A 13,069-nucleotide genomic window follows, 5' to 3' on the forward strand; every position below is an offset into this window, starting at 1 on the left:
GGGGCGGGTGCACTGCGCTACGGCATCCCACCGGGACTGAACGGCAGCACCACCCGGAAATACGCTCCTCGATGGACCGGATGGCCGCCGCGGGCCGACACCAGTTGGATATCGCAGTCATCGTACGGTCTCACAAGTTGTTTCGCGACCCACAGACCCCGTCCGCGGCCGACGCCTCGGGTCGATATCCCTCTGCGGAACATCCGGTGTCCCGCCACCTCGGCGGCTACACCGGGGCCGGTGTCCCGGACATCGATCAGGACATCGCCATCGGAGACGGCCATCGTCAGCACCACCGCACCACCGGTCGGCAATGCCTCCGCCGCATTGGTGAGCAGTTCGTACAACAGCACGTAGACGATTCGGTCACCGAGTTCCGTTCGCAACTCCGGCGGTGCTTCGACGGTCAGTTCGATGTCCGGGAATTGCATACCGAACGCGGTGCTCAACTCACCAGCGATCGCGGCGAGATCACCGGTGCCGGCGATGCCTGCGGCCGCGGCGACCGGATCCTCCGGCGGACCGGTGAGCCGCCGCCGGGCCTCGGTCACCGAATCCGCATGTGGGTCTTGCCGGTATAACGCGTGATAAGCGGGCCACTGCGGATCGAGTGCACAACGATAGGCAGTCCAAGCCGTCGGCGAGGACACGACCGGATCGTTCGCCACCGCATCCGCGACACGCTGGACCAGGCCGTTCAGTCGGGCTTCCACCAGGTCGCTCAGGCCGATCAGGGTGCCACAGTGGCGAAGGGTGACCTCGCCCTCCGACGCGGCGGCGACGAACCAGTGCCGCGACAATCGGTCCAGACCGTCCCGGAGCTCACGATCCCAGTCCAGTCCGTACAGCGCTACCGTCCGGACCAGTTCGCTCGACGTCACCGTGGTGCCCGGTGGCGCCGTCCCCAACGCGGCCCAGAAGGCCGCCAGGGCGAAGGGGGCGGTCTCGATCGGATACAGGACGGCGGCCTCGACCGACCCGGCGAGCCGTTTGTCCTCACGCCAGCGATTCAGACCTCTCCAGTCGAAAGTGGTTGTCCTGGTCAAGTACTCCAGGAAAACGTGCAGCACTCTGGCGTCGTCACCCTGGAAAACCAGTTCGTCGGCGGCCGCCGAGCCGCCGACACCCAGCAGGTCGGCCAGCCAGCACAGATGCTGGAGCCGGTCCGCTCCCGGTGGACCGAGCCGCTGCGCCAGATCCGTCGGCGAGCCGCAGCCGAATGCGGACAGAGGCCACTGTTTGCCGACCATGCGCAGCAACGACACCTGCCGACCGGACGCGAGGGTGACAAGGCGGAGAACATCGCGGAGGGTGAGCGCCGCGCGATCACCGCGACCCGAACCGTCGCACTCCCGAATCGTCGGCCCCACCGCGATGAATCGCTGTACACCGGGAAATTCGCGCGGCGGTATGACCGTGGTGGGATCGACGATGAAGAGGTCGGTGCCGCCGGCCGGGCGAAATCGGCCGATACGGTCGTCATCGAACAGATTCTCCAACTTGCCGAGGTATCCGCCCTCGACCGGATGGACTTCGACATGATCCGGAGCGGGCCCCAGAAAGGTGTCCAGCGCCGCGGTGAATCTGCGTGCGGCGGATTCGCCGCCGACTCCGAGAGCCGCCCAGGCGTCGAGCAGCTGCCGACCGGTGTCGTCGACCGGTTCCCATCGCGTGAATTCCGGCGGCCGAGCCGAATTCGGACTCAGATGCCACTGCAACACCTCCTCCGCGGAAACCCCGGGCCACGACCATTGCGGCGCCCTCGGCACCGTCTCCGGAACGGAGGTGCCCAGTGAGCCGCGCCGCAACAGGTTGTCGGCGGCGCGCAGGCGGTTGTCGCGCACCAGGGATTCGAACTGGGCCCTCGCGGGGTCCGCCAATTGCGTTGCGGCGGCACGAGTCCGGAGGCCGTCGGCGCGATCGTCGATCCGGTCGATCAGCTCATCGCGGAGTTCGTTCAGTCGGCGCTCGACCGTCGGCCACGAGCGATCGAAACCATCCGCCAACTCCGCATCATTCGTCCCGACATCGAGACCGGCGCGATCAGCCAGTTCCTCGAGCTGCCTCAGTTGATCGGCGAATATCTGTCTGCTCCGGGCGCGGCTACGTTCCAGGAGATCGTGCGCTCGTGCGATGTCCTCCTCGGACAGCACGTCGCACCGGTCGAGCATGTGTGCCGCCGCCGCGTAGTGACCGGCCTCGATCAGCTCGGCCAGCACCTCCTGCTCCGTCCGGTCGGCGATCATCCCGTCGAGCACGGCCGCAACCGGGTCGCCGAGCCTTTCCTGGATGAGCCGTACGACCAACTCGGCGAACCGGAAACGTCCGGGCCAGTTGCGCAACAGATCCTCGGGCAGTTCGGTCACGACTGCTCCCGTGCCCACATCAACAGTGGGGTCAGCCGTTCCAACATGGCGAGCAGCGGCTGGTCGTAAGGTTGCTGTACGGACTTCGCTTCGATGTACAGCCGATCCCACGCTTCGGCCAGACTGCCACCGAGCGCGGTGCATGCGGCGTGCACGCTGCGATCGACGAGCAATCGGCTGCCATCGATCCGCTCGCCGGCGACGACCCGGGCCGAACGCACGATGTCCTCGATCGACCGGAGATACCGACGTTGCCGATACCATTGCATGGGTGGCATTCTCGCCTCGGCGATCTGATCGTCCAGATATGTCCGGACATCGATAGGCAATCGTTCATCGAGACCGGAGTTCCGATCGGTCCCGGCACGACAGGCCTGATCGATTACCGTGAGCAGACCGTCTGCGGCGAAAAGGGCGGCATAAAGCGCTTGCCCGGTATCGAAATCGAAACGCGCACGCAGCCTTCTGAGCTTGTCGATATCGGCGACCAGTTTCTCACGCCGTACCCGCGACGCCAACCGGTCACGCTCCATTCGGTGATCCCCGACCAGCGCGGCGATCGGCAGAGCGACACCGGTACCCGCGAATCGAATTGCGGCATCAGCCAATTCCTGCCACGTGGGCGGCAACGATTCGGACAGCAGCTCGAGTGCCTCCTTCCCCTCCTCGTCTGTCCACAACAACATTTCGGCCGCGGCGGCGACCGCACCGGCGGCCGCCGCGCTCGGGTCACTGCCATCGGACAGCTCGAGGGCACCGTCGACGACGACGTGCACCGGCCCGGTCTCGAGCGCCACAGCAAGCACCGACACCGTCCGCAGATCGGCGGCCGCCGGTAGCATGCCACCGATCACCGCCGCCGCCATGAACGCCCGGCGTTGCCAGGCGTCGTGTATCAGCCATTCCGCCCATTTCCGGCCGGATTCCGAACCGAGGTGACGATCGGCTCGTAGCAGCGCGGCGACAGCGGTGCGCAACTCGGCAGCCGACACCTGCTGCCGACGCCAATCGTCCAGAACCGCCCAAGGATCAGCGATATCACGGAGACCCTGAACCACCTGTTCAGCGAACGGACGACCGGGCGAGGCGGCACGAGCGGCGAAGAGCAGAGGCAGCGCTGCGGGGACGGCCGAACGGTATTCCGCACTGGGTGGGTACTCGGTCACGCCGTCCGCGGATCGGGCAGGCGGCGCCGGTTCGGCACGCAGCAGGCTCGCCAGTTCGGTCGCCACCACCTCGCTACGAATATGCAGGCCGATGTGACTGCGCTGCCGGGCGCCCCGGCCGTGACCACCCGCCAGCAACGAGAAACTGCCGATCAGCAACTGATCGTCGGACACTACGAGCCGCGCGCCACCGGCCTCACGGCGGACCGCGACCTTGTCAGGACCGGTGTCCAGCGTGACGAACTCGTTCCCGCCGTCACCGCCGACGCGCGGCAGCGGTGGATGCACGACCAGCACCGCGGCGCCGCTACCACGCCGTTCCTTGATGGTCCGGGCCGCGTCGGTATCGGCGACCGCCGGATCGATCCGATCATCTGTGATGATCAGCCGACGACGAGCACCGTGCACACAGTGATCGAGCAACGTGCGATGTTCACCGTCGGTGACCACGTCGACAACCGGTCCTCGGGCGCCGGCGCGGGCCCGGGCAGCGACGAGTGCGGCATGGTGCTCGACCCAGCCCTGCGCCCACAGCCGGACAGCGGGCTCGTCCATCGACTCGACCGTGACCGGCAGCGCTACCTCCCGTGGCGCTGGACCGCGACCGGCGACGGTGGCTCGCCCGAACTGATCGCGATGCAACTTGATTCGCTGGCCCTCCTGCCAGTGCGGGTACTGCCGACGCGCCCACAAGAGCAGGTCGACGACAGCGCGAGGCGGGTTCTCGTCGACCGGTTCGACCAGGACGCTCACCGCGGTTCTGCCGAGTGTTCGACCCGACAGCACCGCATGGGAACCGACCAGAGCCCGGCTGTCATCCTGCACGACGAGACATGCCTCGGTCCGAGCACTGCGCCTGGCGATCAACACCCGTTGCGGGTATCGATCCCGTAGTTTCGCGAAGGCGGTACCGACCGGGCCCGGCAACTCGTCGTCCAGCGCGCGGCCCCACACGACCACCAGTTGAACACCGCGGTCGATCGCTTCGATCAAGGCCGGCAACACATCTCGCACCTGCTGAAACGCCGATTCCGGGGACACGATGAGCAATTGGGTGCGCGCGGACGCGATCAGATCCGTGACCGCCCAGGCATGCCCCTCGTCGCGGCCGACGAGGGTGACCGTGGCGTGCCCGGTCCGATCGACGTCGAGCCTTTCGTGGATCCGTGTCGCGAGCCGGCGCAACTCCTCGCTGCGCAGCTCAACCTGCTCCGGCGGGGTCGACCGCAGTTCCGCGACCCGCTCCCCCAACCGTTCGATCAGGTCCTCCGTCCGGTCCGGCGGTCGTAGCACGGATTCGGAACGTCCTCGCAGCGATCGGAGCACCGGATGGTCCGGCGACTCGTCGACGAGCCGGCCGAGATACGCGTTGAGCCGCTGGGTATCACGAGTCTTCCAGGAGAAATCGACCGGTGCCACGGTCACCTGGTCACTGCGCGGGTAGCGCTGGACCGTGACGAGCATCGATGCCCACTTCATCGATTTGGCGGCGCGGAGCATGGGATGTCCGAAACTCACCTCCAGTACGGTGCGGGGACCGGTGCGGCGTTCGTCCTCACGAAGCGCGTTCTGTACCGCTCGTACCAGTTCGGTCTGGTCCAAGTCGGATTCGGTGACCTCGGCCTGGGAGGGCAACCGTATGCTCCGTTCACCGGCGGTACGTGCGTGGCGCAGTACCCGGCCGGTGATCGGTTCGAACAAGAAGTCCATAGTGGCCGTGTCCATGCCGGATTCGTCGGGCGCCTCGTCCCGGCTGAGGATCTCGCGCGTGACATCGGTCAGGTGCACGCTGCCGTTGTCCAGATCGAAGGTCATGAAACCCTTGTGCCACATATCGATAGCGACATCCTTGACGATCGGTACGGGCAACCCGAGGAAACCGGCGATATCCGCCAGCGAATTGCGGCCGGTCAACCAGATGCGCGCGACCAGATCCTCGAGGGTCGTCAGCTGTCCGCGGCGGCCGAATCGCACTGTCAGCGTGACGACCTGGCAGGGTAGGCCCAGCTCGACGGGAGCGGTCATCGCGCAGCCCACTTCGTCGCGCTCTGGACATGGCCGTATTGCCGTACCGCCCCGGCGATGATCGACCATTTGGGTCCGGCATTCCGCTCGAAATGCCCGAGATTGCCCACGACTATCAGCAAACGCTGTGCGCGCGAGAGCAATACGTTCGCGACCTCGTCCTGACCCACATGTCCGACATTGCCCGCTGGATGGTCACCGCGCCGAGTGGAACGAACGAGCGAAACCACCACCCGGTCCGCCTGCCCGCCTTGGAACGAATGCACCGTGTGGACGCGGCGGGCCAGCACCCCGCGTTGTTGCAATTTGTCCAGCTGTGCGCGGTACGGCGTGAGCACTACCAGGGATCGGTCGCCTTCGACACCGGGACCGGCCGATTTCGGTTCCATGGCGCTGACCAATCGCTCGATCAGGTCGACCTCGCCGTCGTTGGACCACCAGGGTGTGTCCGTGCAGTCGGCACAGCCTTCGGTGTCCAGCCAGATCAGCGGATGTCCGCGCAGGAAGCCCGGCACCGTCATTCCGTGTGGCCGATTCGCGGACTCGTGGGTCTTCAGGAAACTCCTCGGCAGCCCGTGCTCGTCCAGTGCCTGCGGGTGGGACGGGTCGTGCAGGGGATAGAAGGCGCGGGCGATCGGCTGCACTATGTCGTCGTGCATCCGGAACTGGGTGTCCAGCCGTCCCAGCGCGGTGTTGCGGCCCTCGGCGGCGCCGGATTCGAACAGCGAACGAAAGAGATTGAGCAGCCGCAGGTGATCGTCTTTCAGATCCAGATAGGGCCAGACCCGCTCGTCGCTGCTGCGCTCGAGATCCTCGAGGAATCGGCCGACCTCCTCACCACGATGTGCGCCGAGTTGCCGATGATCACCCACCAACGTCCATCTGGTCCCGAGCACCAACGGAATGATGATCTCCGTCGGCCATGCCTTCGCGGCCTCCTCCAGGACCACCCAGTCGAACGCGCTGTTGGGGTCGCGAGCGTCGTCCAGCACGGTGGCGGCGATCGAGCAGGTCGCCAGCACGATCGCGGCCGCGGCCCGCAGCCGCTCGGTGATCTCGATCTGGTTCGATTCGACGATCTGCAACCAGCGCACGAGGATGCGGTGCTCCACATCGCTGAGCGGATCGCGGTCGTGATCCGGCCCGCTGAGGCGCCGCCGCAGGGTGGTGGACACCTCGGCCACGAGATTCTTCGTCTGTTCCTGCAGGGTGTACCGCTGGATCAGCGGATCCACCCGGTCGAGGTCACCGTTGCGGGCCATCTCACGCAGGATCAGGGTATCGGCCGGCAAGGTCTTGATCAGATTCTTGGCGATGTTGTCCAACGCCTGATTCGATTGCGCGCTGACCAGCACTCGATTGCCCGGATCGTCCTTCAGATACAGATCCACGGCGTGGGCCAGCGTATGGGTCTTGCCCGAGCCGGGTGGGCCCTGAAGTGCGTAGATCTCCTCCCGCGACAGCATGTCCCGGATCACCGCGGGTGCGTTGCCCGACAGCCGCGGACCGGATTCCACCTGCCACCGATGCCGTCCGAGATCGATCTGCGGCGGGTCACGCAGTGCCCGCACCAGGCTGGGGTTCACCTCGAGTTGCCTGCGCGCGCTGAGTTGCCTGCTCAGCTGAACCGGGGTTCCGCTGTCCGAGTTCGGCCGCAACCAGCCCACGGCCGGGAGCGATGCACCATGTAGCGGCCGCAACCGAATCGTGTCCTGGTCCAAGCTCTGGACGAATTGGGCGATTACCGTGTTGCCCGGCGAGAACGACGGTCGATCGGGGTTGCTGTCGATAGCCAGCAGGATCCGGTTCCCGCCACCCGCGTCGCCGTCCGACACGTCGAGTTGGTTCACGAAATCGGCCAGCGACGGCCGCCGACTCACGTCCTGGCTGTACGCGTTGAGCAACGGCCGTCGCAGCAGATAGTCGTCCTCCCGTTTCCGGTCCCAGGTCACCTCGACAACATCCCGGCCACCGGCACCGACGAACGGATAGGCATGCGCCGCCAACTCGGTGCGCTGATAATCCAGCAGAAAATCCATGGACTGCAGGAACGCTTCGTTCTTGGCGTCCTTGTTCCTGCGTTGCTGCACCGACTCGGTGAGCGGTGTCCAGGGCGGGCGTTCCACTCGCAGATGGTCCACGGACTGTCCGGGGCGGAAGGAGACCGGCTCGATATCCGGCACTCGCCGCCGCGGCAGCATCCGGGCCAACCGCTGCGCCTCCTCCTTGCTCCGGACGAACTTGATCACCAGTACGTTGTCGAATCTCCTACCGGGACCGTTGACCCCGAGTTCCCGTAGATAGGCGCAGAACCACACGCCCCGCTCACCGATGAGCACCCATTCGGCATCGGCGAGGGCAGCCGTGCGGTTACCGGTGACATAACCGCGCGCACCGGTGGGTGAATGCAACAGAAACGCGCCCTTCAGCTCACGGGCGAAAAACTCCCGCAACTCCTCCCGGCCTTCGGCCTCACGCGGATTCCGCGATATCCAGCCCCGGGTGTTGTAGATCGTATCGGTGGACTCGTCGGGCATGAACGCCACCAGATACGGCTTTTCCGGAGGCTTTTCCCAGATCGCGCGGATCGCGTCCCAGCCCTGTTCGATCCCCACCGACAGTTCGAAGGTGGTGGGCCGCTCGTCCGGCTCGGCGCCGAGCATGCTGCCGAGCATCTCGCGCAGCGGCTCGGGCAGGGACTGCCGATTCTTCAGACTCCGTCGCATCGCCAGGTGCAATTCGGTCAATGCGGCGACGCGGTCCGCACCCGTCGCGGCCGCCACCGCGGCCAGTTCGTCGGGCAGCGTCGCGCCGAGTCCGCCGCAGAACAGTTCCCAGCCCAATACGCCGAGACCGAAGGTATCGGTGCTCTGCCAGTCGCGGCGGCTGCGGAGCTGCTCGTCGAAGACGAACGCATGCATCTCCGGCGCCAGGTACGCCATATGCCTCGCGTGACGCATCCGATCCGCGACCGTATCGGAATCGTCTGTGGCCGCGAGATGGAGACGGCGGATGATGCGGCGCGCATCGGTGGCATCGCCGCTGACCCGGCGCATGATATTGCTGATCAGCGTACTCATCTCGAACCGAGCCAGACGAATTCCTACGGTACGGCCCATATCGTCGCCGAAGTCGGCGCGAAACGCGTCCGGCACCAGACCGCGATGGAGAATGCGGCGGACATGCAACTCCTTGAGCGCATCGAGCAGAATGCTGAATTGCTCGAACGCCCAGATCGGCTCCTCGGTAGCCTTCGCTACCGCTTGCTCGATATCCAGTGGCGGCCCGACCTCCCTCGTCAATGTGAAGGCGATCCGGTCGGCGTGACGGGGTTGCGCTCGAACGATTTCGGGCAAACCCGGATGGTTCAGGGCGCGCAAGCGCAGCATGGATTTGGCCGACCGCTGCCACAGTTCACCGGCGAAGCCATCGATGCCCTCGAATACGGTCAATTCATAGCGATCGGACTCGTGGCCGTCACCGGCCTGTTGGAGGGTCGCCCGGAAGAGCAGGTCCGGCACCACGATCGTCGGTGCGCCGATCCGGCTGTATCCGCCGAACGGTGCATTGCGCCGACAGAACAGCTGATCTATTCGATCGCCGTATTCCTCGACAAGATTATCGGTCACCCGACCACCTTTCTCCCCGCCACTCCGGTCCGATCAGGTCCCACCGTGGTCGCAGCACGAGCACACCCTCGTCGGTGCTCACGGCGATGTCGCCACCGACCTGCACTATCGAGCGAACTCGCATGCCGAGCGGAATCATCAACGCCGGCAACAATTTTCCGGCGCACCACAACCGCACGGCATTATCGTCACCGGTCAGCAGGATGCGACGCCCGCTCGGGTCGACCGCCACCGCCAGTGCGGTGGCCCAGTCGGAATGGCCGGTCAACGGACCACCGCACCGCCGCCCAGTGTCCGCGTACAACCGGACCGCGCCGTCCTGGCCTGCCTCCACCACCACAGTCCGGCCGTCCGCATCGGTGAACTCCAGTGCCGCGCGAATCGACGCCCGGCGCTGCCCGCGCCGTCCCCGGCTGCGACCCACCGACGCCATCGAATCGTCCGAAAGTGTTGTAGTGGTGACTATTTCACCGGATTCCGCTTTCCAACGGTGCACCGTACCGTCGCGCATGCCGACCACGAGGATCGGCGTCCGGTCGGCGGCGACCATTGCGGTCAGCACGGACACCGGACCCCCCGGAGGGATGTCACCCTCCGCACGCCCGCCGCCGTCGCGTTGCGGCGTCCACAGTCGCACGGTGCCGTCTCGCGCACCGCTCGCCAGCCGGATCTCGTCATTGTCCCCGGCGAATACCGTCACCGCGGTGACCGCGCCGGTGTGACCGATAAGGACCTGGTGTGCGCAGACGTCTGCCGCGTCCACCGCCTCGGCGGCGTCCTCGAACCACCACCAGGCCCGAACGATCTTGTCCGCGCTGCCGCTCACCAGCAGTACGCCGCCGCTGGGCAACGAGTGTGCGGCCAGTGCCGTCACCGCTTCGGTATGACCGGTGAACTGCGGTCCGACCCGACGGCCGTCCACCGGATCCCAGCATCGGATCACCCCGTCGTCGCCACCGGTGGCCACCAGGTCCGGCGCACCGTCCCGACACAGCACCGCGATTGCCCGCACCGGCGTGGTGCGCCAGCTCACCAGCGGTGCAAGATCGGGGTTCCAGGAACGGATCTGCCCGTCGGGGCCGGCGGTCACGATCAGCGGCCCGGCCCGGCCCGCGACGACGGTGATCGCCTCGACCCAACCGGCGTGCCGGTGCGGGGCGCTGCGGACGCAGCTGCCGTCGCTGTTCCAGACGGACAGTTCTCGCACTCCCACCAGGACCACTCGCGCTTCGCTCGTTCCGGGCAGCACCGCGACGCCGCGGTCGGTGCCGCCTCGGTCCGGTAACACCACCTCCGACGCCCGGCCGCGGGGATCGATCATTCGCACCGGATCGTTGCTGCCGACCGCGACCAGCCGCACGGTCCGGTCGGACTGCGGCAATTCGGCCAGCGCAAGAATCGGATCGGTGAACCGGGCGAGATCGGATCGAACCGCCTGTGCGGCAACCGGATCCCAGAGCCGGATCGCACAATCGTCACCGGCGCTGGCCAACAGCAATCGGTTACCGAACCCGGCGTAACCGGTCAACGCCCGGACCGCGCCCGCATGCCCTGCCAGAATCACTTGAGGCGTGCGTCGCCGCACTCGTGCCCAGCGCAGTTCCCACGCTCCCCCTTCGGCATCATCGCCACCCGCCGATCCGGACCGGAAACCGTCGACCTGCGCCTGCCCGAGCTGCCGCAGTCCGGGCCGGTCCGCCGGGCACGCGACCGACGCCAGGTGCGCGGACATGAAGGCCCCGCGAATCGCGGAAGGCAATCGTGCCGGACCACCAGGTGACCGCATGCCGTCGGAGACGAGCGCCGAGATATCCAGCCGGTCCAAGACGGTGGGCTGCCCCTCCAGCGCCTGCCAGCCCTCCGAACCCAGATCGGCCAGATGGCCGGACAGATGACTGCGCAGGTACGGGCCGGGATCGGCGGCCTCGCCGGCGATCCCCAGCAGCCGCCGGGCCAGTGATGCGGCCAGTTCGGCATGACCCGGCTCGATCATGTACTGCCGCAACAACTCCCGGTGTGCGAACCGATAGACGCTCTGCTCGTCCGCTGCGTCCAGCATGATGTATGGTCCGGCCAGCTGCAACACGCCGTCCAGGTCTTGCTCGGATACCGCGTGGCCGGCCAGGACGCCCGCCAGGTCCACCCACAGTCCGTCGGCTCGGGGCACCCCGCGGCCCCTCGCGTGCGCGAGCACACCAAGAACGGCCCGGCTGACCGGAAGCGCGCGAATCATCCGGGACAGCGCGTGCGCGAACAACTCCTCGGTGCTCATCCTCAGCACCCGGTCGAGTCGGCCGCGGTGCAGCGGCAGCAACAATGTCTCATCCGCGATCAGTTCGTGCACCGCCAGATGGGCATCCAGGAATTCCCGGCCGCCGGTGTCTCCCAACGCCGCGATCACGACCGCGATCGCATCGTCGAGTTGATCGCCCAGACGCGCCCGTAGCCCGTCCGCAGCGCGCAACCGCCGGGACACATAGGTGGCGATGGCGCTCGGATCGCGGCCGACCCACTGGATCGTCACATGGTCGGCTCGTCGGCCGAGTTCGGCCAGCAACGTCTCGTCCTCGGTGAACGTGTCGCCGTCCGGCCCGATCGGTGCGGGGCGGGTACCGACGACGATCGTCACCCCCTCGATCGAGCTCAGCTCACGAAACAGGCCTGCCATCGGCATCGGGTCACGTGCCTCGTCCAGGCCGTCGGCCAGCACGACCAGTGGCCGACCGGCACGAGAGCGCAACTGCCGCGCCAATTCCGTGGCGCTCTCGCCCGCCGTCACACCGCCGCGCAGTTCGATGCCGGCCAGTTCGGCGATCCGGCCGGTGACCTCCGGCAGAGTCGCCCCGGTCAGGAGCAGGGCCAGATCGATCGGCGGTGGCGCGTCGGCGGAACCATCGTCGACCAGACCCGCTCCGGCCAGAATCGCGCGGATCTCCGGGCGGGCATGCAGCAGCACGTTGCCGAGAATGGCGGACTTCCCGGTCCCGCGCGGACCCGTCAGCACCAGCAGACCGTGGTTGCGATCGGCGAGTCGGCCGATGACGGCGGCGCGCTCGGTCTCCCGGCCCACGAAATACCAGCCGAGCTCACCGAGATGCAGGCCCATTCCCTTGCCCGCGAAGTGGATTCGCTCTTCGTCGGACAGTTTGGCGAGGACGTCGCGCAACTCCCGATAGACATCGACGGACGTGGTGACCGATGCCATCGGGCCGCGAGGCGGGACGAGCACGGCCGAGGCGATGATGCGATCGGGCACCGGGAACACATGTCCCTGCGGGAGCGCGCCGGCGAGCCGGTTGCCCAGATCCGCGAGGGTGATCCGAGTGTCGTTGCCGGTATAACCGGCATACACGCGAGACAGCGCGGCATGGAAGGTTCCGAGATACCCGCTGCCCTGGTCCGCACCGCTACCGACGATCAGCACACCGTCGGATGCCCTCTCCCGCAACAAGATCGCCCCGACCAACGACACGAACCGTTCGGCGCCACAGGCTTCGACCACGATGATTGCCCATTGCCCCTCCGCCCGGCGGCGTTGCCTGTCGATGATTCGCGCGGCGAATTCCTCCGGTCGCATCGGATGGTTCACGTCGCCGACCGGAACGATGAGCCCGGCAGTGTCGTCGGATACTCCGTGACCGACCCAGAGCAGGACGGAATTGCGGCCCCGATTCGATCCCGCCCATTCGTGCAGCCGGGCCGTCACCTGTCCCAGGTCGCGTTGGCCGGGGTCGGTCTCCCATGCCAGGAATCGCCCGCCCAATTGCTCGAAGATCGCGCCGATCCGGCGCACTTCCGACTCTGCCTCGGGCAACTGTCGCCAATTGTCGCGGTCGGGCCGGTAGCCGGTGATGGCGACCGGCACGATATCGAATGTCACGAT

General features: G+C 66.9%; 4 protein-coding genes. All 4 read right to left on the minus strand.

Features of this window, described 5'->3' with window-relative positions; genetic code table 11:
- Positions 1–17: 17 nt before the first annotated feature.
- Genes LBW94_RS21615 through LBW94_RS21630 form a run of 4 tightly spaced genes read right to left on the minus strand, consistent with a single transcriptional unit; the run spans position 18 to position 13,066 of the window.
- A complete protein-coding gene (locus LBW94_RS21615) occupies positions 18–2,366 on the minus strand; it encodes an ATP-binding protein (protein WP_225052777.1) in 2,349 nt (782 codons plus the stop codon).
- Positions 2,363–5,557 (minus strand): hypothetical protein, encoded by a 3,195-nt coding sequence (locus LBW94_RS21620; RefSeq protein ID WP_225052778.1) that lies wholly within the window; start codon positions 5,555–5,557, stop codon positions 2,363–2,365. Before LBW94_RS21620 ends, LBW94_RS21615 begins: the two co-directional genes overlap by 4 nt.
- Positions 5,554–9,186 (minus strand): AAA domain-containing protein, encoded by a 3,633-nt coding sequence (locus LBW94_RS21625; protein ID WP_225052780.1) that lies wholly within the window; start codon positions 9,184–9,186, stop codon positions 5,554–5,556. Before LBW94_RS21625 ends, LBW94_RS21620 begins: the two co-directional genes overlap by 4 nt.
- Entirely contained in the window at positions 9,176–13,066 is a 3,891-nt protein-coding gene (locus LBW94_RS21630; protein ID WP_225052782.1) for an AAA family ATPase, read from the minus strand. Before LBW94_RS21630 ends, LBW94_RS21625 begins: the two co-directional genes overlap by 11 nt.
- Between the last annotated feature and the right edge of the window lie 3 nt (positions 13,067–13,069).

It is taken from the genome of Nocardia sp. alder85J, assembly GCF_020176955.2.
GTDB lineage: Bacteria > Actinomycetota > Actinomycetes > Mycobacteriales > Mycobacteriaceae > Nocardia.

Coding starts and splice junctions, on each gene's coding strand:
- LBW94_RS21620 (WP_225052778.1), bottom strand. CDS start 5,557: ATGACCGCTCCCGTCGAGCTGGGCCTACCCTGCCAGGTCGTCACGCTG.